Annotated in this window: 20 protein-coding genes; 17 read left to right on the top strand and 3 right to left on the bottom strand. The window is 39.2% G+C overall.

Features of this window, described 5'->3' with window-relative positions; genetic code table 11:
* Positions 1-560: 560 nt before the first annotated feature.
* The 6 genes from ACZ5QV_RS03375 to ACZ5QV_RS03350 all read left to right on the top strand — a co-directional run bounded on the left by ACZ5QV_RS03375 (position 561) and on the right by ACZ5QV_RS03350 (position 5,513).
* The gene (locus tag ACZ5QV_RS03375; RefSeq protein WP_464601220.1) at positions 561-839 is read left to right on the top strand and encodes a HypC/HybG/HupF family hydrogenase formation chaperone; all 279 of its coding nucleotides are present in this window, start codon (positions 561-563) and stop codon (positions 837-839) included.
* On the top strand, positions 829-2,010 hold the full coding sequence (gene hypD, locus ACZ5QV_RS03370) for a hydrogenase formation protein HypD (protein ID WP_464601219.1): 1,182 nt from the start codon (positions 829-831) through the stop codon (positions 2,008-2,010). The genes ACZ5QV_RS03375 and hypD overlap by 11 nt, the downstream gene beginning before the upstream one ends.
* The gene (gene hypA, locus ACZ5QV_RS03365) at positions 2,003-2,395 is read left to right on the top strand and encodes a hydrogenase maturation nickel metallochaperone HypA (protein WP_464601218.1); all 393 of its coding nucleotides are present in this window, start codon (positions 2,003-2,005) and stop codon (positions 2,393-2,395) included. Before hypD ends, hypA begins: the two co-directional genes overlap by 8 nt.
* Before the next feature lie 393 nt (positions 2,396-2,788).
* Positions 2,789-3,451, top strand: coding sequence for a hydrogenase nickel incorporation protein HypB (gene hypB / locus ACZ5QV_RS03360; RefSeq protein WP_464602021.1), 663 nt, complete (start codon positions 2,789-2,791; stop codon positions 3,449-3,451).
* A 24-nt stretch (positions 3,452-3,475) separates the two neighbouring features.
* Positions 3,476-4,522, top strand: a complete 1,047-nt coding sequence (hypE, locus tag ACZ5QV_RS03355; protein WP_464601217.1) for a hydrogenase expression/formation protein HypE — start codon at positions 3,476-3,478, stop codon at positions 4,520-4,522.
* Positions 4,523-4,997: 475 nt separating this feature from the next.
* Complete coding sequence (locus tag ACZ5QV_RS03350; RefSeq protein ID WP_464601216.1) at positions 4,998-5,513, top strand: gamma carbonic anhydrase family protein; 516 nt, start codon at positions 4,998-5,000, stop codon at positions 5,511-5,513.
* Positions 5,514-5,718: 205 nt separating this feature from the next.
* On the opposite strand, the gene ACZ5QV_RS03345 is transcribed toward ACZ5QV_RS03350, so the two are convergent.
* The gene (locus ACZ5QV_RS03345; RefSeq protein ID WP_464601215.1) at positions 5,719-6,201 is read right to left on the bottom strand and encodes a flavodoxin family protein; all 483 of its coding nucleotides are present in this window, start codon (positions 6,199-6,201) and stop codon (positions 5,719-5,721) included.
* A 178-nt stretch (positions 6,202-6,379) separates the two neighbouring features.
* Between ACZ5QV_RS03345 and ACZ5QV_RS03340 the strand changes: the two genes are divergently transcribed.
* A complete protein-coding gene (locus ACZ5QV_RS03340) occupies positions 6,380-6,730 on the top strand; it encodes a hypothetical protein (protein WP_464601214.1) in 351 nt (116 codons plus the stop codon).
* A 161-nt stretch (positions 6,731-6,891) separates the two neighbouring features.
* Here ACZ5QV_RS03340 and ACZ5QV_RS03335 read toward each other — a convergent pair whose 3' ends face one another.
* Positions 6,892-8,556 carry an IS1634 family transposase gene (locus ACZ5QV_RS03335; protein WP_464599431.1) on the bottom strand — a complete coding sequence of 555 codons (1,665 nt, stop codon included), beginning with the start codon at positions 8,554-8,556 and terminating at the stop codon, positions 6,892-6,894.
* A 485-nt stretch (positions 8,557-9,041) separates the two neighbouring features.
* Here ACZ5QV_RS03335 and tnpC (ACZ5QV_RS03330) point away from each other — a divergent pair, with 485 nt between their 5' ends.
* The 7 genes from tnpC (ACZ5QV_RS03330) to ACZ5QV_RS03300 all read left to right on the top strand — a co-directional run bounded on the left by tnpC (ACZ5QV_RS03330) (position 9,042) and on the right by ACZ5QV_RS03300 (position 17,849).
* Positions 9,042-10,604, top strand: a complete 1,563-nt coding sequence (gene tnpC, locus ACZ5QV_RS03330; RefSeq protein WP_464599444.1) for an IS66 family transposase — start codon at positions 9,042-9,044, stop codon at positions 10,602-10,604.
* 87 nt (positions 10,605-10,691) lie between these two features.
* Positions 10,692-12,206 carry a hypothetical protein gene (locus ACZ5QV_RS03325; protein WP_464601213.1) on the top strand — a complete coding sequence of 505 codons (1,515 nt, stop codon included), beginning with the start codon at positions 10,692-10,694 and terminating at the stop codon, positions 12,204-12,206.
* A gap of 66 nt (positions 12,207-12,272) precedes the next feature.
* Entirely contained in the window at positions 12,273-13,745 is a 1,473-nt protein-coding gene (gene tnpC / locus ACZ5QV_RS03320; protein ID WP_464599339.1) for an IS66 family transposase, read from the top strand.
* Between the two features lie 94 nt (positions 13,746-13,839).
* Positions 13,840-14,940 (top strand): hypothetical protein, encoded by a 1,101-nt coding sequence (locus tag ACZ5QV_RS03315; RefSeq protein ID WP_464601212.1) that lies wholly within the window; start codon positions 13,840-13,842, stop codon positions 14,938-14,940.
* Between the two features lie 146 nt (positions 14,941-15,086).
* Entirely contained in the window at positions 15,087-15,668 is a 582-nt protein-coding gene (locus tag ACZ5QV_RS03310) for a hypothetical protein (RefSeq protein ID WP_464601211.1), read from the top strand.
* A gap of 79 nt (positions 15,669-15,747) precedes the next feature.
* Complete coding sequence (gene tnpC / locus ACZ5QV_RS03305) at positions 15,748-17,310, top strand: IS66 family transposase (protein ID WP_464599444.1); 1,563 nt, start codon at positions 15,748-15,750, stop codon at positions 17,308-17,310.
* A gap of 113 nt (positions 17,311-17,423) precedes the next feature.
* Entirely contained in the window at positions 17,424-17,849 is a 426-nt protein-coding gene (locus ACZ5QV_RS03300) for a hypothetical protein (RefSeq protein WP_464601210.1), read from the top strand.
* 247 nt (positions 17,850-18,096) lie between these two features.
* Here the strand turns inward: ACZ5QV_RS03300 and ACZ5QV_RS03295 are convergent, their stop codons facing one another.
* Complete coding sequence (locus tag ACZ5QV_RS03295) at positions 18,097-18,621, bottom strand: dihydrofolate reductase family protein (protein WP_464601209.1); 525 nt, start codon at positions 18,619-18,621, stop codon at positions 18,097-18,099.
* A gap of 245 nt (positions 18,622-18,866) precedes the next feature.
* Between ACZ5QV_RS03295 and ACZ5QV_RS03290 the strand changes: the two genes are divergently transcribed.
* From ACZ5QV_RS03290 to ACZ5QV_RS03280, 3 genes are read left to right on the top strand one after another with little or no spacing between them, the layout of a single operon-like run.
* Positions 18,867-19,358 (top strand): GbsR/MarR family transcriptional regulator, encoded by a 492-nt coding sequence (locus ACZ5QV_RS03290; RefSeq protein WP_464601208.1) that lies wholly within the window; start codon positions 18,867-18,869, stop codon positions 19,356-19,358.
* Positions 19,355-20,581, top strand: coding sequence for a COG1361 S-layer family protein (locus tag ACZ5QV_RS03285; protein ID WP_464601207.1), 1,227 nt, complete (start codon positions 19,355-19,357; stop codon positions 20,579-20,581). Before ACZ5QV_RS03290 ends, ACZ5QV_RS03285 begins: the two co-directional genes overlap by 4 nt.
* 14 nt (positions 20,582-20,595) lie before the next feature.
* Complete coding sequence (locus ACZ5QV_RS03280) at positions 20,596-21,804, top strand: ABC transporter permease (protein WP_464601206.1); 1,209 nt, start codon at positions 20,596-20,598, stop codon at positions 21,802-21,804.
* Position 21,805: the final 1 nt, after the last annotated feature.

The following is a 21,805-nucleotide window of genomic DNA, read 5'->3' as shown; positions in this document are numbered from 1 at the left end:
GGGTTTAAAAAAATAATGCGGCATAAAAACCATCTATGTTCATCAGTGTCCAAAATCTATTCTTCGAGTATGCATAATCTATATTAATTAATCATGACAATTTTATAGGTAAGTTTACACATTACTAAAAATTAATATGTTGTATTAAAAATTTGAATCTACGTAGCAATTTTTGGTAAATGCTCTAGCAGGGGTGATCGAATTGGGGGCTAATATCCTTTTCTTTCAGGAATAAAGGTATTTTTCCCCCTGAATTCGCAAAAAATCCCTTTATCCGGAACTGTACAAAAACAGGTTTAAATCAAAAAGGTTATAATAGAAGACTATAAATCCGGAAAATATACACAAATATATATTTATTTTCAAAAAAATTTAGGAGGGCCTCATTAATAATTTCAGGCTTTGTCCCGAATCCCGGGTGTTGGAGAAGCTCAAACTTTCCGGAAACCATAGCTTTCCGGAGGTCTCCTGCTCGACTCAATTCCCAGATTTCAATAACCAATATTTGACCAAATCCCAATGGGATACTAATAATCTGAATGTAAAACATCAGAGGTAATATGTGTATAGCTATTCCTGGAAAAATAACGGCAATTCTGAATGAAAACACCGCCAGCGTGGACATGGGCGGGATCAACAGGGACGTGAACCTGGATCTTCTCGGAGGGGCTAGTGAGTCCCTTCTTGGAAAATACGTGCTGGTTCACGTCGGATACGCAATTTCGGAAATTTCGGAAGAGGAAGGGAAAGAGACCATGCGCCTCCTCAGGCTGATGGTGGGCCTGGACGTCGAAGGAACGGACGTCAAAGAAGGGGAAGCTGGTCCTGATGGACAGTAAAAAATTCCCTGAAACAATCCCGGAGCTTGAGAAAAATCTTCTGGAAAAGCTCAGGGCCCGGGCCCGGCCCCTGCGTATAATGCACGTCTGCGGGACTCATGAAAGAGCCATCACAAAACACGGGCTCAGAACTGTGCTCCCCGAAGAAATCGAAGTCCTGAGCGGCCCCGGTTGCCCGGTCTGCGTAACCCCGGAAGCGGACATAGATATTGCCATTGCCCTTGCAAAAAGCGGGGTCGTGCTTGTCTCCTTCGGAGACATGATGAGGGTACCGGGTTCAAGCGACAGTCTGCTCGACGCAAAGGCCGAAGGGGCCGACGTGAGGATGGTCTATAGCATTGACGGCGCCGTGAATCTGGCAGAAAAACTGCCGGATAAGGAAGTGGTCTTTTTCGGGATAGGGTTTGAGACGACAGTCCCCGCAAACGCCGCTACCCTGCTGCGAGGAGTCCCGGAAAATTTCAGCCTCCTGACCTCTCAGAAACGCACCCCTCCCGCAATTGACCTGCTCACAAAAGATATCGAGGTGGACGCCTTTATCGCCCCCGGCCATGTGGCAACGATCATAGGGACGAAACCCTTCGAGCCCTTCGCAAAGAAAGGCTTCCCGGTCGTGGTAAGCGGCTTTGAGGCCAGGGACATCCTCCTGGGAATAAACCTTTTGCAGGAACAGGTAGAGGAAGGGGTTTCCAGGGTTGATAACGGCTACCCGAGGGTCGTGAAACCCGAAGGAAATGTGATAGCCCTCAGGATGATGGAGGAAGTGTTCGATACGGCCTCCTCGGAATGGAGAGGTATTGGCAGAATAGAGGCTTCGGGTCTGGTCCTTAAAAAAGAGTTTGAGGCACAGGACGCCGCAAAGCGGCATGAGGACCTTTACGGGAAAGCTCTTGAAGAAATCCGGGAAAATGTCGAAAAACAGGCAGAGGGGAAGGGAAAGAAGAACTGCATCTGCTCCCTGATCCTGACCGGAAAGGCAAAACCTACAGACTGCCCGATGTTCGGGAAGGCCTGCACCCCGAAGGCCCCTACAGGCCCCTGCATGGTGAGCCTTGAGGGCATGTGCTATAACTGGTTCAAATATAATCGGCCTGCCAGGGCCGGAGCCAGCAGGAACGCAAGGGACGGAGATCGCAGGGATACAGGGGAGGGAGGCCGAAGAGATGCATGAGTATTCCATTGCCTGTGAGATCCTGGACCAGGTGCTCGCAACGGCCGAAACCCACGAGGCTAAAGAAGTAAAATCCGTCACCCTTGAAATGGGCCGGCTGACCCATACGAACCCGGACCAGCTCGCGTTCTGTTTCGAGGTCCTGGCGAAAGACAGTATTGCCGAAGGGGCGGAGTTTAAGGTTGAGATGATTTCCCCTTCCATCGAATGTGACTGTGGGTACACCGGCCTGATCAAGGAGCCTGCCGGAGAAAGTGAAGAGGAAAAGTTACAGAGCGAACTCCTTGAATACATCTCAGCCCTCGCCTGCCCGAAATGCGGGAAAAATGCCCGGATTACAGGGGGCAGGGAACTGTTGATAAGATCCATTGACATTGATAAATAATTTTAGGTTGATCTGGTTTAGGAATTGTAAAAATATAACTTCAGATTTTATTTTGGGGATTGCTTCATACTAATACACGTTATGTTTTTGTGTGAGGTGGTGTTTGGTGCAGGCATTCAAACCACGGAACACACAGAACACACGGAAAAAGAAAGGCCGGAAGACGGCAATTACGGTTGCTCTGGCGTTTTTTTGTCTGCTTGAGCTCGCGAAGCGAGCGAAACGGACCTCGTGCTCCCGAAGCGAAACTCGGGTGCCGAAGCGAAACTCGGGTGGTTAAGGAATTGTTAACAAAAATACTTGATATTATATTTGACTCATTCCTTAACGGTTGACTTAAGCTGATTTTATTAAATTTTGAACTGATTAACTTGTGATGTGGTAATCATGTTAATGCACGTAATCCATATGGGACACGACGTATTCAAGGCAAACGACAAGCTTGCCGAAAAAAACAGGACGAATTTTGAAAAACACGGGGTCTTTGCAGTCAACATCATGGGAGCTATCGGTTCCGGAAAGACCACCCTTATCGAGGAGGCTGTCAAAGCCCTGAAAGACAGGTACAATATAGCCGTGATCGCAGGCGACGTTATCGCCGAGATGGACGCCTCCCGGATCAGGAAACTGGGGGTTCCCACGGTGCCTGCTAATACGGGAAAAGAGTGTCACCTGGACGCAAAACTTGTGGAAAAGGCCCTGGGGGAGCTTGACCTTGCGAATACGGACCTCCTGATAATTGAGAACGTGGGAAACCTCATCTGTCCCGTGGACTTCAAGCTCGGGGAACAGCTCAGGGTAGTTATTGTGAGCGTGAGTGAAGGAGATGACATCATCCTCAAACACCCGATGATTTTCAAGACCTCGGAACTTGCCGTGATTAACAAGGTGGACATCGCGGAAGCTGTGGATGTGGACCCTGAAACGATGAAGCGGGATGTTCTGAGCCTGAACCCCAATATCCCGGTCTTTTTAACCTCAAAGCGCGATAAGGAGAGCCTTGAGGCCTGGATAGGCTTTCTTGAAAAAGGCATCAGGGAAATTAAGGGTATTTAAGGAGATTTAAGGGGATTTAATAGAATGGACTCAAAAACAATTACCCTGGAACACGGGGCCGGCGGAGAAGTAATGCAGGCCCTGATATGCGAAGTCATCCTGAAGAACTTCCGGAACAAAAGCGCGGGCTCCGTGGGCCTGGAAAGCCTGGACGACGGCTCAACGGTAAAACTTGAAAATTTCAACTCGAATTCCGAGCTTGTCCTGACAACGGACAGCCACGTAATTTCCCCGACCTTTTTCCCGGACACGAACATAGGAAGGCTGGCCGTTTCAGGAACGGTCAACGACCTGGCCGTCATGGGAGCAAGGCCCCTGGCTCTGACCTGCGCGGTCATTATGCCCGAGGGTTTTCTCCTATCTGATTTTGAAAAGATAATCAGGACCATGGACGAGACGGCAGCCGAAGCCGGAGTCCCGATAATTACCGGGGACACCAAAACCCTGGAAAAAGGCGCTCTTGACTCGATCATCCTGAACACGGCGGGTCTTGGCATAACCGAGCACCCGATAAGAGACTGCGGCCTCCGGCCCGGGGACCGGGTGCTCGTAACAGGCACAATAGGAGACCACGGGATTTCCCTTATGGCCCACAGGGAAGGCTTTGACTTCGATACAGACCTGGTCTCGGATGCGGCTCCCCTCTGGAAATTGATCGAGCCCCTCCTCGACCTCAAAACCCCGGAAGGCGAGCCGGTTATTACAGCCATGAAAGACCCGACCCGGGGAGGCCTTGCAAATGCCTTAAACGAGATGGCCGAAAAGTCCGGGGTCGGAATTCTCCTCGAAGAAGGCGATATTCCTTTCAAGCCCGCCGTTTCCGCAGCCTGTGAGATGCTGGGCCTTGACCCTCTTGAGGTTGCAAATGAGGGAAAAGCGATTATCGGAGTAAAAGTGGGATTTGAAGAAGAGGTGCTGGAAATTCTCAGAAAACACCCTTACGGAAAAGATGCGGCCGTCATAGGTGAGGTTACTGCGGAAAACGAAGGGGACGTTATTTTGAGGACCGGGCTTGGCGGGATGCGGTATGTCGATGTTCCGGCCGGAGATCCTATTCCGAGAGTCTGTTGAGATCCCCCAATTCTTCTTTTTTCATTTATTCCATTTTTTGGGTCATTTTTTATCACTGTTGAGGGATAAAAGGTATCTAAGGAATGGTGAAAATATAACTTCATGTTTTATTTTGGGAGTTGTTTCATACTCATACATGTTGTGTTTTTGTGTAAGGTGGTGTTTGGTGTGTGTGCATTCAAACCACGGAAGACACGGAAAAGCACGGAAAAAGAATGCAGGAAGACGGCAATGAAGGTTGCTCTGGTGTTTTTTAGTTCGCTTTCAAGAATCCGGAGTTGTTTTTGAATCAAATTATATAAAAGTCCAAAGTACTCGCCGGCCATCAGGCCGGTTTCCGTGTCTTTCCGTGGTTAAGGAATGGTAAACAAAAATACTTGATATTATATTTGACTCATTCCTAAGTATTCCTGGGTATCACATAAGGTAAATGATTGTAAAATAGACGATATTCAACAAAAGGGGAGAATTGACGATGATAATGGATTTTCAAGGCAAAAGCCCGAAGATTTCCGAAAAGGCCTTTGTTGCAGGTTCTGCGGATATAATCGGGGATGTTGAGATTGGGAATTTCTCAAGTGTGTGGTTTGGGGCCGTAATTCGAGGAGACGGGAACCGGATAAAGATTGGGGAGAGAACGAGTATTCAGGACAATGCGGTTATCCATGTTGATGAGGGTGATGAGGTTGAGATAGGGGATAATGTGACAATCGGACATGGGGCCGTCATTCATGGCTGCAAAATAGAGAACAATGTGCTTATCGGGATGAACGCAACGGTGCTGAACGGGGCCGAAATCGGGAAAAAATCAATTGTGGGAGCAAATGCGCTGGTTCTTGAGGGAAGAGTCTTTCCGGAAAACAGTCTTATTCTTGGAGTTCCTGCAAAAGTTAAGAGGGAACTTACGCAAACGGATATTGGAGCCATACTGGAAAATGTGGCAGAGTATGTGGTATTGGCCGTAGAGTACATGGAAATTGGTAAAAATTAAGACAGGATATTTTCTTTCAATCCACACGCCACTCCGGATTGCGACAGGCCCTGGAGCGAGCACTTCGGCTATCGCTCCACCTGCGCCCTCTTAAGGGCCTTTTACCCGGCGGGGAAAATGTGCTCCGGGGGGGAGGCAGCGAGTCGTGCGTGTTTGAAGCAGCGGAGGTCATGGAGGCCGGGGCCGCCATCCCCCGGCTAATGAGCTACTGAAGGGCAGCAGACTCTATCAGTTCCAGTAGCTCCTTTCGTTTCTCCTCGCTCCGGATTTCCGGCCGGGTAAACACCACTTCTCCCTTCACCCGCACTCCTTTTTCTACCAGGGCCGCCTGTAGTAGTTTGAGCGCATCCCTCGCGATTCCACCGCAGGTTGCATAGATGACGGCGTCCTTTCCTTCGCACCCCCGCAGTGCACCGACCGCCCCATTGATGGCCGGGGTTGGGTGGCCAATCCAGACAGGGGTGCCCACCACTATCCGGTCGAAGCCGGCAACATCGATCACCTCCGGCTCAATTTCATCCTTTTCCCCTCTCAATGCCCGTTTCCCGCCTATCAGGTAGCGGGTAACAAAGTTGTAATGGGTCTGGCTGACGACCTCGATGAGCATGCCGTCAAAAGCACTGGCGAGGTACTCCGCGATTTCTTGCGTATGTCCGCCCATGCTATGGTAGATGATTGCAACAGCCATGTGGTATAGGGGGCCGTGCTATCTTAAAAAAACTCCTTTTTGCCTTTGATTTATACGGAAGTGCAGGGGTGGGCCCGGAGATTTCAAGCGATTGGGGGTTCCAATAGTATAAATAATATAGAAAAGATACAAGCTTTACTTACACAATAATCTTTGAATTAATCCTTGAGGACAAAATATGAAACGGGACCCGATTGAGGTAGAAGAGTTATGGCGGTCGGTTGCGGTTTACTTTTTCTTTTTTTTAGTCATCGGAGCCCTGAATATTAAAGGATATGTCTCAATCGGGGGGCTTACAACTATTTTTCTGGCTTTTCTTTTAACAGTCGGCCACTTCTCACTCATGGTCCGCTACAGGAAAAAAGAAGGCCTGATCGATTCTTCGATCTTCTCAATAATTGGCTACATGCTTCAATCAGGGTCTTCTGACAGAGGGAATACACGCTCTTCCTCAGGACAAAAGTTCCGGCTCATTCTGGCTGTTGCAGTTTTTGCATACATTGTTTATCTTTATGCGTCCGTAAAGTGAACTGCCTCACGCTAAACAGGCTGTCCGACAATTACTATCAGTAATATCTGAAATCCGTCTTTTTCGATTTAAACTTTACTTTCAAAGATGCATGTTTTTCCGTTATCAAGCGGCTTTGTTTGTGTGGGCCTAAGGAATGAATAATCCTACTGATGACGTTTTTATTGGGGTGGCAGGTAATTACCCAAGTTCAAGAAAGAAAATAATGATGCTTGCTTTGTACTCATCTCTTCCAGAATAATATTACACTTATTTGATTCTTTATCCTGGATAACTGCCAGCCTAATTTCGGACAAATTTTCAATTAGTCTTCTCATAGAAAGACCATATCTCTTTGTCTCCCAGGCTAAATATCTGTAGAAAAGTAAGCCAATTATAGACAGAAATACGTGAACTTTGATATTTTCATCTTTGTGGTGGTACACCGGTCCCACAGGGACAAGCAGGTGATCATTCAATAGCTTAAAATCATCCTCTATAGCGCCTTTATTGTTGTATGTTTGCACAATTTTTTTAGTGTGCCAACGGTGCTTATCTGTAAATAGTATATTTTTTCCTAATGAATTTTCGCGCTTATTTTTATTCTCTTCGTCAATCCAGAACTTTAACTGAGGTTTTTTCTTACCTTCAGGAGCATCAGTAATTTCATATTTCACCATACTTCTGTATTTTTTGATAATAATGTCTGCAACCTCTTTTTCTACACTGCTCCTGTTTCTTGCTTTTCCTCTGTTGCTTTCCAGTCTCCTCTGTAGGTCTTCCAGATTCTCAGTTATTTTTGACATATTTGACTCACAAGTTCTTTTTTGAAGTTTGTGAGTTCCTTCATTGAAAGTAATTACTGTTGTAAATTCTGTCCCGTAAAACTGATGCTTTGTCCGATAGCCATAAATTTTGTGGCCTTCTGAGCTTTCATATAAAAATTGATATTTAGATAATGGCACTTCAAGAAGATCATCTGCCTGATTTGCTTTTACAGCCCCTACAAAATTCATCTTTGAAGTTGCTTTTTCAATGTTGTCCTTTGAATTGTTTCCCTTATCAAAAACAAGAACAAGGTCTTCCGAACAAATATTCAATTCGGTTAGACGGTTTACTATTTTGTCAACCAGACCTGAAAATTCCTCTGAATCATGCACATTTCCTGGATATGTCTCGTGAATAAAAGGTAAGTTGTAATCATTAGCAGCCAGCGCTACAGATACCTGATTTTTGTCTTTACGATGCTTTTTGTTATACCCTTTATGAAGCAATTCACTTTTTTCATCATAATTGGTAGCATAAGTGAACCAGTTTGATTCATCCACAAACAGTACTGAAGGGGTTAGTCCTTTTTCGATGAGAACTCGGCACAAATCGTCTTCAATATTTTTCATTGTGTCGGAATCAATGTAATTCATATGATTCAAAAAATTCTGACAATTTAATTTATGAGGGAATTTCCACTTAAAAGATAAGGCCGATTTTTTGAACCATTCCCCAATACCGTTTTCACTTAAAACTCCATGAGATTTCCCCACTATATCAAGTAAAAGATACTCTCCGACACTTAAACCATCGATTGATTTTTTCATAGTGTGCTTGTTCACTATGTCAACGAATCCAAGCTCTTCATTCACATGAAGAAGTGCGGCAAGTTTGCCGTACTCAAAAGATTTCAGTTTCATGTAGGGCAATGATTCACTCTGTTTTTTCATTTCAAATATTTTTTCGGCATTGCCTAAATATATCTGAAATATAGTTTTCACTTTTCCATCAATTCTGCCAGTTTTAATAATATACCAGTATTTTTTACCGTTGATTATTTTCTGTTTTAAAAAAACCATGATATAAATTTAGGTTCTACGTATATAAAGATATTTCTTCAAAAAACAGATACAATAGGCTTTTTAAATGTAATTTAGAACTTAGGCCTTACAAATATTTTTTTTAACGGATCTTCCTTGCCACTGATTTTTGTGGCAAATCAAGGCAAAAATAGCTCTTCTTTGAAAGCTGAGTTAAAGGCTTTATATGCCTTCTTGTCTCCTGTTTTTGCTCCGAAATTGAATTGTTGGACAGCTTCTTTAGGGCGGGGTGGCCGTACGCAATTTGATTTTAATGCTTTGACCGATAATTCGCATCATTGGTTGAAAGAATGCCACATTTCATTCAAAGCTAATTGTATCTGAGAAGACCTTCGTTTGAAAAAGCTTTCTTTTTAGGTATCTATTCAGCTACCTCTGTTTCTAACTTATATTTCGTATAAACTCAACAATTACTTTTTTCATATAGATTAATATAAAAATCATCGGATTTTGGAATGAGGTTTATGAAATGTGAAGAGATTCTTACTCAATGCCGTTCAGACCCTGAATCCATTGTTTCATATATTGAGGATCTTGAGTCTCGGTATGAAGATCTTGGATCTCGGTATGAAGATCTTGGATCTCGACACGAAGAGCTTGAATCTCGGTATGAAGATCTTGGATCTCGACACGAAGAGCTTGAATCTCGATATGAAAATCTTGAATCCGAAAACACCGAACTTCGAGAAAGACTTAATGAGTTAGAATCTCGCCTAAAAAAGAATAACCAAAACCAAAAAAGAAATCGACTTCCCTCTACTAACAATTCTACTGATAAAATACCTCAATCAAAAGGTTCACAAAAAGGAAGTTTTAGACGTCCTGGCGGCCAAAAAGGGCATCCTGGTTCTACATTAAGGATGATTAAAAATCCTGATAAAACAATCATTTATAAGCTACATAAATGTGAACATTGTGGTTGTAACATTGAGAAGATTGAAGTTATAAATTACGAGAAGAGACAAGAATTTGAAATAATTGTAAGGCGTAAAGTGACCGAACATCGTGCTGAGATCAAAAAATGTCCTTATTGTAACCGCAAAAACAAAGCTGCTTTTCCGAAATCAATTACAAAACCTGTCCAATATGGCAATATGGTTTTAACAATTGCAATTTACCTCCGAAACTACCAATTGATTCCCTATGACCGAATCAAGAAATTATTTAAAGATGCCTTTGGATTTGATATAAGCGTTGGTACAATAATTAGGGCAGAAAATAAGTTATTTCACAAGTTGAAAGGTGCTACAAACCACATCAAGAAGCAACTGATAAAAGAAAATGTCATCCATGGTGATGAAACTGGAATCGACGTTGGTGGTCAAGGGGAATACTGCCATTTAATCTCTACAAAAAAATATACATACTATTTCCATAATAGGAGTCGAGGATCAAAAGCAATGAATAAAATGGGAGTGTTGCCTAAATATAGAGGAATTATAGTCCACGATTTCTGGAAACCCTATTTTAAATACAAATGTGAACATGCGGCATGTAATGTCCACATTCAAAGAGAACTTAAAGACATTTATAACATATTCAAGCAAGTGTGGGCTGAGGAGATGTCTGATCTCCTATATGAAATTAAAAAATGCGCAGACTTTGCCAGAAAACAGGGCATACAAATAGATGAAGATACGCTCAAGACCTTTAAAGAAAAGTATCAGTCAATACTAATGAAAGGATTTGAGGACAATCCTCCACCTGAAATCTCGAAAGACAATGGGGTTAAAAGAGGAAGAAAAGCGCAGAGCGATGCAAAAAATCTCCTTGATAGACTTTCAAAGTATGAAAAAGAAATCTTGAGGTTTGCTACGGATCTAAGAGTTCCTTTCAGTAACAACCAAGCAGAAAGAGATCTCAGAATGATAACAGTTCAGCAAAAAATATCGGGAGATTTTAGGAAACCCCATGGAGCAGATGTTTTCTTTAGAATTAGGGGATACATATCTACACTAATAAAGAATAATATACCTACTATAAGTTCACTTCATGCGGCGATTGAAAATGTGCCACCCTTACCCTGAATAGATACCTTTTTAGAAGATATCGCAATAAATTTATATTTTATGTATTGCAACTGTTATAATAAAATTAATTGAGAATGATTATGGATGGTAAACAATCCCACAAAAATGAATCTTCAAAATATGGAGACTGCAGATAACAGAGAGGAACTCGTGGAAGAACTAAAATTATCACCTATAAAAAATGAGATTGAATCTTTAAAAACGAAAGCAGCTAATAACGCACAAAACTTTGCAGGTGAAATAGAATCTACACCTAATGTCCTTGATGAAACAATTTCTGGATTGAACGAATATATACTTGACTTATACAATAAAAAAAATAAAGAGTTATATGAAACGTATAAACAACAACAAAACAAGTTCAATCAAAATCTAGAGGTTGCGATAAAAAATCATCATGAAAATCGTATGAAACTAAAATCAGCATACGATAAAAACCAGAAATTTCTATTTGTTTTGTCCATAGCGATGCTTCTCTCTATTTTTTTACCCAACGTATATCCACAACTCAATAGCGCTATTTATTCAATACAAATTTCCCAGTTGATTCCATGTATGATTATGTTTGCTGGAATTTTAATTATTTCAGAAAAATACAATGATGCATACAAGAAATCCAAGTTTGATGAACCTCATTTACGTGAAAATAAAGATATAATAATCCAAGCCAAGCCCTCTTCAACTGATTTAAATAAATTAACACAAAAAACAAAACCGCTGAATACTCATTTCAAATCTATAGCTGATATAATCGATACATGCTACATGCTCGCCGATGAATTTGTTCCAGTTATAAACAAAACTTATGGTGCAATAAATACTGTTGTTAATCGAAAGCAACGTGTAAAATCATTTATAGCAACTATGGAGTATTACAACTTGTTACTTAGTTACAAAAATGGTGTGTATTCTATTACCCAACTTACAAAACATCTCAATTCATTAACCAACGAAAATGAATGGAACAATACAATTTCTGAGGAAATATCAATAAGTCTCAAAAAAGAAGGGTTTGGGCCTTCTCCTGACATTATTTTAATGCTTTACAAGGAGCATAGTGGAACTGATACACGAAGTATTTATAGATTAATTAAAGAGTCTGACGATGAATTATGTGCATTATCTAACGTACTAATTTACAGTCAAAGACTTGTCGATATGCCTAATTCGGATTCACATAATCCAGAAGATATTATTCCAATATTGAAATTGATTGATGATTTTAACATATCAGAAATAAACAAAATACTTTCAAAAGTAATTAGACTTTTAGGTTACCTCAATTCATATGTTGAGTTTTTAGTGAAAAATGGAATAGATACTACTTTCAATCCAAATATTGCATTTATAGTCGCGGAAATCAATGATATAGATGACAAATTTGAAAAACAGATAATTGATCTATCATACAAAATCGGTTACGAAGCACTGTCCAAACAGTATAAATTAGATGAATTATTGGATGGATTTGTCAATGTGTCTATATCAATAAAATTCCATGATGAAGTTTCATTGCGTGAGTTTGCTTGCAAATGTTCAGGAAACGACAATTCCACAGCTGTTATTAAAGCATATTGTAACTATTCAGCCATACTTTGAACAAAGGCAATTTTTCCTCGTTTCGAGGAAAAATTGCATATAAAATAACTCTATCTCTTCAGTATCATGCTTACACGTGAAGAGATTCTTGAAATCTATGAAGAAGGCCCTGAAGCAGTCGTTGCTGTAATTCAGAGACTTGAGACTATCATAGAGAAACAGGCTTCTCAAATTGCTGAACTTGAGGAACGTGTAAGGGTTTTAGAGGCTCGTCTAAATCAAAACAGCCAAAACAGCAGTAAACCTCCTTCTACTGACGTTTTTGTGAATGAAAAACCTAAACCTAAGAGTAGCCGCACAAGAAGTGGGAAAAAACCTGGTGGTCAAAAAGGTCATTCTGGAAGTACTTTCGAAATGGTTGGGGATCCTGACCATATAATATTTCATTCCCCTCACTGCTGTGAAAATTGTGGTCATGATCTTGAAGATACTGAAGTTCGGGACTGTGAACGCAGGCAAGAAGCTGATATTCCTCCTGTGAACATCATATTTACCGAACATCGTGCTGAGTCCAAGAAATGCCCTCACTGTGGGAAAATAAACAAAGGTACTTTTCCAGACTCTATAAAATTCCCTATTCAATATGGACCTCGCCTTTTATCCTCTCTTGTATATTTAAGGAACTTTCAATTGATTCCTTATAAACGGATTTGTGATTTGTCAGAGGACTTTTATGGAATACGTATCAGCCCTGCTACCATAAAAAGAGCTGAAAAGGAATTATTCCAGAAATTGGAACCTTTCGAAAAAGCTGTTTTCGAACATCTACGGGTAGCCTATTCTGTACATTGTGATGAAACAGGAATGAGGGTTTTAGGGACAAAATGGTGGCTCCATGTTGTTTCAAACAGTCTGTGGACATACTATTTTGTACATCCAAAAAGAGGATCAGAGGCAATGAATGCTTTGGGTTTTCTTCCAGAATACAAGGGGGTAGTAGTTCATGATGGTTGGGCATCATACAACAAATATGGATGTGAACATGCTCTCTGCAATGCTCATCTTAAGAGGGACCTCACTGGAGTTGAAGAGAATTTTGAGCAGCAATGGGCTAAAAAAGTAAATGAACTTCTGAGTGAAGTAAAAAAATATACCGACGAATGCAGAGAAATGGAAATTCCAATAGATCCAATAAAAGTCAGGGCATTCGAGGAAATATACGATAAAATAATTAAAGAGGGAATTGAAGAAAATCCACCTCCTGACCTCTCAAAACAGGTTAAAAAAAGAGGAAGACCAGCACAAACAAAAGCAAAGAATCTCCTTGATAGGTTCATAAAATACAAGGATAGGATTCTGAAATTCCTCAATGACCTGAGAGTTCCATTTGATAATAATCAAGCAGAGCGAGACATCAGAATGATGAAGCTACAACAGAAGATTTCGGGAACTTTCCGAAGCATCGAAGGAGCGGTAGCTTTCTGCAGAATTCGGGGATACATATCCACTATTAGAAAGAATAGCTTGAATGTCATGGATGCTATTCGAGCGGCGCTCAATGGAGCGCCGCTATTATCCGATAGTTGCAACATTAGCTGAAACTATGCTTTTTTTATCAGTAGGCTGAATAGTTACAGCATATTACGATAAGAACAAAGAAGTAAATCGGCAAAATATTGTCTATTTGTCAGAATTGATAAACGATATTGGGTTAATTGAGCAAAATCTGTCTAATCTCAATGATAAAGATTTTCAGTTCTTGAAAAGCCAACTAAAAGAAGGAAATTGGTATGATAACAGTGCGTCTTTTATGATTGATTTTATTGAGACAAAAACCTATGAACTGAAGAATGAATTATCTAAACTCGAAAATTATAAAATAATAAATGAAGTTATCAAACAGATATTTCGAAAAGTTAAAATTGGAACAATTGACAAAGCCATTGATTCGCAAGCATTTGGTGCTTATCTTATAATGAGCAAAAAGGGTCAAGGTAGTCTTCTTACATTGGTAGATAAATTATCTATCCGGAATTCTGGTCACCCGAATTATGATAAGAGATGGGAGATGAAAAGGTCTAAAGATGTTAATGCCATTCAGAAAGACTATAAAGTTCAGCCAGCATACGATTTTATTAACTTTTCAGATAGTACTCGAATTGGAATATTACACAAAGGAGAGTCATTTATTCAATTCCAAAATAATTTCTTAAAAGATATGAAAACAATGCTTAGTGACACAAACCAAACATTTGAAAGTGGATTAATTATACAACGCATATCACCTTCAAAATATAGTTTTGGAATTTTAGAAGATGAAGATCTTCCAATCAATGTTAATATCAAAAATTTAGATATTGCTGAATATATGACTAGGCTTGCGAGCAGATATGTTAGCACAGAAGAACAAATGGTAATTGGTGGTTTAGAAAAAGATATCGACTTATTCGAAGTTATCAAGACAAAAACAATATCAGAATTTATTCGACAGAAAAACGATGATTTGAAAAAAGCTGAAATTGATACGTTGGATTCACTTACATTTGAAAGAGATTTGATAGATCATCTTGAAGATATAGGGGTAAATTCCCTATACTCATTGGCAGTTGACTTGCATAATAAAACCATCAGCAAGAAAGATGTGTCTAATGCCTTCGAACATGTTATTCAAAAACATTATGACAAGACACCAGGACTCAAAAGAATAGCAAAACAAAGATCAAAAATCTTATCTGAACGATTTTGTATAGTGTTGGATGGGATTGGATCAATTTATGAGTGGTACTTTAACTGATATAAATCAATTTTATATTGATCTTGTCAATTTATTTACATTTTTATTTTAAAGAGTTGGACCATCATTTTATATCAGAATATTTCAAAAAAATAAATTAAAAGTAACAACTAATTTATATAGTAAATGTTTTTAACTTCTTCAACATGGAAGATATTGAAAAAATATTCGCTGAGAGCCTTCAACAATATTCTAAGTATTACTCTAAAATGTACAAATCTATAGACTATGTCAATTCCTTAGAAGAAGAGCTTATAGGTACAGATAACGTGTACCCTTATGAGATACAACAGATGTATCCTCTAATTTGCGAAAATATTTCTTTTGATGAAATGCGCAAAGTTAATGTCGCTGAGTTTAGAGCTACAATAGTTGAACCATTTATCAATAGTTTGGAGGGTTTAGCTCAAGAAATACTTAAAGATGTTTGGGTGGGACATTTGCCCATTCATAGACCCAATGCACTTTGTAAGTATGTGCCTAACACGATGTCACTACCTGTAGTTATCATTCATGATAAAATACTGGGTGCTTTAAGTTTCAAGGTTGAATCACTTTTAATATTTTCAGAATTACTTAAGCATAATGAAAAAATAGCACATTTTTATCTGTATTATTCTTCGCAAAAACTAGTTGATTTTTTCACAAAGAAAATCGAAAAATTACCAGTATACAGTTTACCCTCTGAAGTAAAAATATCGTATCTATTCAGCTACCTCTGTTTCTAACTTATATTTCGTATAAACTCAACAATTACTTTTTTCATATAGATTAATATAAAAATCATCGGATTTTGGAATGAGGTTTATGAAATGTGAAGAGATTCTTACTCAATGCCGTTCAGACCCTGAATCCATTGTTTCATATATTGAGGATCTTGAGTCTCGGTATGAAGATCTTGGATCTCGGTATGAAGATCTTGGATCTCGACACGAAGAGCTTGAATCTCGGTATGAAGATCTTGGATCTCGACACGAAGAGCTTGAATCTCGATATGAAAATCTTGAATCCGAAAACACCGAACTTCGAGAAAGACTTAATGAGTTAGAATCTCGCCTAAAAAAGAATAACCAAAACCAAAAAAGAAATCGACTTCCCTCTACTAACAATTCTACTGATAAAATACCTCAATCAAAAGGTTCACAAAAAGGAAGTTTTAGACGTCCTGGCGGCCAAAAAGGGCATCCTGGTTCTACATTAAGGATGATTAAAAATCCTGATAAAACAATCATTTATAAGCTACATAAATGTGAACATTGTGGTTGTAACATTGAGAAGATTGAAGTTATAAATTACGAGAAGAGACAAGAATTTGAAATAATTGTAAGGCGTAAAGTGACCGAACATCGTGCTGAGATCAAAAAATGTCCTTATTGTAACCGCAAAAACAAAGCTGCTTTTCCGAAATCAATTACAAAACCTGTCCAATATGGCAATATGGTTTTAACAATTGCAATTTACCTCCGAAACTACCAATTGATTCCCTATGACCGAATCAAGAAATTATTTAAAGATGCCTTTGGATTTGATATAAGCGTTGGTACAATAATTAGGGCAGAAAATAAGTTATTTCACAAGTTGAAAGGTGCTACAAACCACATCAAGAAGCAACTGATAAAAGAAAATGTCATCCATGGTGATGAAACTGGAATCGACGTTGGTGGTCAAGGGGAATACTGCCATTTAATCTCTACAAAAAAATATACATACTATTTCCATAATAGGAGTCGAGGATCAAAAGCAATGAATAAAATGGGAGTGTTGCCTAAATATAGAGGAATTATAGTCCACGATTTCTGGAAACCCTATTTTAAATACAAATGTGAACATGCGGCATGTAATGTCCACATTCAAAGAGAACTTAAAGACATTTATAACATATTCAAGCAAGTGTGGGCTGAGGAGATGTCTGATCTCCTATATGAAATTAAAAAATGCGCAGACTTTGCCAGAAAACAGGGCATACAAATAGATGAAGATACGCTCAAGACCTTTAAAGAAAAGTATCAGTCAATACTAATGAAAGGATTTGAGGACAATCCTCCACCTGAAATCTCGAAAGACAATGGGGTTAAAAGAGGAAGAAAAGCGCAGAGCGATGCAAAAAATCTCCTTGATAGACTTTCAAAGTATGAAAAAGAAATCTTGAGGTTTGCTACGGATCTAAGAGTTCCTTTCAGTAACAACCAAGCAGAAAGAGATCTCAGAATGATAACAGTTCAGCAAAAAATATCGGGAGATTTTAGGAAACCCCATGGAGCAGATGTTTTCTTTAGAATTAGGGGATACATATCTACACTAATAAAGAATAATATACCTACTATAAGTTCACTTCATGCGGCGATTGAAAATGTGCCACCCTTACCCTGAATAGATACAAAATATCTTCATTACAATTTGCTTGTGCACAAGAATTATTTTTAATAGCGCATGAATTTGCACATATTTATTTAGGTCACCTCGATATAGCTGAAGTCAAAAAAATGAGCTTCAACGAAAGCAGCATTGATTATGAATATCTTTCTTTTGGACAAAAACTTGAATTAGAAGCTGATTTACAGGCTGCAGAATGGATAATTAATTTTAAAAACAAAAATTTAGCAAAAGATTGGTTGATCTTTGCGAATGAATTCCATGTAGTTATAGAAATTTTTGCAATGCTTTACTTAATTCAAGACAATTGTGAAGAGGAAAAAGAAGATAAAGATGAATCACACCCACCTGTCGAAACTCGAGTGCTTCACATTTATTCAAAATTAAAAAATAGATTAAGTGAAACTGAACGTAAGTCAATTGAGAAAATGCTTGAAGAATTTAATATGGGATTTGATTTTCCCAAAATTAAAATTACTGAAGAATTAGACAATAAATTATTAACCTTTATTAATAATGATTTATTCAAAAATTAAATTTTAATTGTTTCTAGTAAAGAATATTGAAGGATATATTCCTTGATGATTTTATTGTGAAATTCAATAAATTATTATTTCATATTTAATCATATTTTATTAACCTTACTACATGATTTTATATTAAAATATTAAGAGTTGCATTTTTCTGAGTTACCTTTATCCCCATACTTTTGGCGCGAGGGATGGGATTCAAACCCTCGCCCCTCTGCAAACCCACCCCTCAACATGACCGCACAACCTTCGTTTACCTTTTTGCATAATGGAGCATTGCCATTCCATTCACAGATTCATGCTTTAACAATTTCAGCTTAATCTCAGGGTTGCCGGCCTTGAAAAGGGGGATTCCTTCTCCCAGGATGCAGGGTATGACGGTAATGAAATATTCATCGATCAGGCCTTTCTTTATGAAGGTGTCAATGATTTCTGCGCCGCCTATTAGCCAGATGTCTTTGCCTTTTTCTTTTCTTAATTTTGTGATGAGGGCCCCGGCGTTTTCGTCGGTAAATATGACATCTTCGTTGTTGGGCCTTTTTTCGGATGTGAAAACATATCCTTGGGTTCCTTTGTAGGGATATTCTCCAAAAGTGAGTACCTGATCGTATGTTTTCCGGCCCATGATCACTGTGTCGATGGAGCTGTAAAATTCATCATAGCCAAAATCGGCATTCAGTTCGGAGCCGTCGCCGTCGAGCCAGTCGATATCTCCGTTTTTTCGTGCGATGTAGCCGTCCAGACTCATTGCGAGATACAGAATAACTTTTCTACTCATTTTTTCCACCCTGAATACTGAATTATTATATTAATGTTTGAGTTTGAAGTGCGGTTTCTATTTTGTCATGCTCTGGTCATGGACTTCCAGCGGCCGGTTTTTTGGGTAAGCAGATTACTTTTTAAGTCTCTGATATCGCGAAAATAAAATTGACTTTTTGGTCAAAACCTTCATAATCGAAACGTATATTTACGATTTCTGCAATATACAGTAATTACTGTAAATTGTGTAAATAGGGCGTTGAAATGAACACAGCAAAAAAAGAATTTGAGAATCTTGTGTATCAGGGGATAAAATCCCAGGGACTAGATGAACTTTACTCTAAATTATTAGCAATACTTTACTCCGAACCAGATCCACTAACTTTGGAAGAACTTTCTATAATGACCGGGTATAGTTTTTCAGCAGTCAGTGCAGCAATGAAAATGCTCAGTGGAATAAAATCAGTGGAAAAAACAAAGAAAGCCGGTTCAAAAAAACTGTACTTCTCAGTTCAAAGAGATATGTTGACAATGACGATTAAAGCAGTAAAATCCAAAAAGGAACTCATGGTCAGCCCTGCGATTAAAGATCTTCCTGCAATAATTGAAAGGTGTAAAAATAGTAAAGCAGAGGATTCCGGAGAACTGCTCAAAATAATCGAAGATTATTATCAGCAAATGATTTCACTGGATTTAATTTTAAAAAATCTTGTTGAATTTACAGAAAAAATTCAAACAGAGGTGAATAAAAAATGAATCGGAATACAAAGCTAACATATTTGCTCTTATTCGTTTTTGCAATTATCCTGATGGGAATCTCTACTGCGGAAGCAGAAGTTTCCAGTTATTCATGCGTAAACGCAGAGTTACAAAAAATAAGTCCCAGTTCAATAGGTATCGATGAAGAATTCACCCTGGGAATTAATCTTGAGAGCTGCGGTACTAAAACTCCTGAAGATGTTACCTTTGAAATAATCAGCATCTCCCCGGATATCATAGTTACGGAAGACCTGGTTACAAAAATTTCTAAATTATCTTATAGTACAAGTGAAAGGTACCTGATATACCACATGAGAACAACTCCTGATGCCAAACCTGGTCCTCATCTTATAAAAATGAAATTAACATATGCAAATACCCCCGTTGAAACTACTAAATATTATGAAGTTGAACTCCGGGTGATAGGCGAAGATGCAGAACCAAGAATCTCTTCTGTCAAAACCAATCCTGAATATATCTATGAGGGAGATACGGTTGACTTAAGATTAGGAATCGAAAATTTTGGGGAAGCAATAGCAAAATCCGTGTCAGTTAGTTTAGATCATGAGTTTAAAGGAATTAAAACTTCTACAATCGGAACTCTTGGCTTAAATGAAAGTCAAACTGCATTATTCAAGTTTAAGGCAAACAGGTCAGGGGAGTTTGAAATCCCTGTCATTATAGCGTATGATGATGATTTTGGTAAGCAAAAAGATGAATATTCCATTAAAATAACTGTGCTTGACAAAAAAGGAAGTTTAAACCTTGCATCTGTAAAGGTTGATCCTGTCCTTCCTTACATGGGGGATACTGTAGAATTGACTATGAGAATTGAAAACTCCGGGGACAGGACAATTAATTCAATAAGAGTCTATGCTGACCATCCGTTCAAAGGATTAAAAGAATCCTTTATAGGAACTCTTGATCCAAATGAAGATGGACCTGCAGTAATTACTTTTATAGTTGATCAAGCAGGAGAATACGAAATTCCTGTAACCATAACGTATAGTGATGATTTTGGGGAAGAACAAATTGAAACTAAAATTAATCTTATAGTCCTGGAAAGTACTGGGGGAGCAGGAACAGTTGCAATCGTATTGCTTATCCTGGGAGTTATTGGAGGACTAATTTACATTAATTATAGAACAAAAAAGTCAAAAGATGAGATAATTAAGCAGTTAATGGAAGGCAGCGATAACTCTGCTAACAACAATAAATAATGAGAGGTCTCAGCATGATCGATGATATCAGAGTAGGAGCCCTCATTGCATACTGTAGTGTAAAAAGAGGAAACAAAAAAACACTGATGTTCATAGTTTTTGTTCTCTCGCTCATTTTTATGAACCTGGTATTTCTTCCATCAATGATAGGAGGAATGACCGTTCTATTTACCGGTATGATGCAAGACTACCCTTACGGGGATATTGTCATTGAACCATCAGGCGACAACAGCTACATTAACAATGCTGATAGCGTCTTGCAGAAAGTCAGAGCAGTAGAAGGTGTGAGAGCTGCAACAAAACGACTGGACGTTGGAGCATCTATTGAACATAAGCAAAAAGTGGTAGGAGCGTCGGTACTGGGGTTGCTTCCCACAGAAGAATATGACGTTTCACAATACCCCTATATTATCAGTGATGGCGATTTCTTAGGAGAGCTTTCCAGAGACGAGATTATCATTGGGGCTATGATCGCAGGTACAGGTTTCGGATCAGAAATCTATGATAACCTGGGTGAAGTAAGACCAGGAGCGCTTGTTGATGTAACATACAGCAATGGCGTAAAGAGGACCTATAAAGTCAAAGGCATCATGGAAGGCTCATTTGAACTTGTTGATCTTAATGCGTTAGTTAACTACAAAGAAATTGAAGACGTTTATGGTTTAGAAGAAAGTAAAGCTACCAGTGTAGTCGTAAGGGTTGACAGGCCGGGGAGTGAAGATCAAATAAAGGATAAAATCAGAGAAGCCGGGGTTAATGAGCAAATCTTCACCTGGGCCGATAAGTCAGAAACTCTCATAAAGCAAGCAATGCAAAGCATGGGTGCTATAAATATCATGTCAAAGTTTGTGAGTCTGATCGTAGGTGCAGCCCTGGTCCTCATCATTATCTATATCAACGTCCTTAATAGAAAAAAAGAGATCGGTATTTTAAAAGCAGTAGGCATTACTCCAGGATCAATAGTCTTATCCTATGCATTCCTCAGTACGTTCTATGTTTCCTTAGGAATATTCGCAGGATTGATACTATATTTTTCACTTATGTTCTACTTCCAGATGAATCCGGTAACATTCTACGAAACCATGGAAATAAGACCCCAGGTCGATTATATGCTGCTTATTGAAAGCATAGTTACCATGCTTACACTATCAGTGATAGCCGGGATACTCCCTGCCTGGAGTGTATCAAAAGAGAGCATACTCAAAGCCATATGGAGTCGATAAA

It is taken from the genome of Methanosarcina baltica, assembly GCF_055394095.1.
This window is presented reverse-complemented; position numbering and strand designations above follow the sequence as displayed.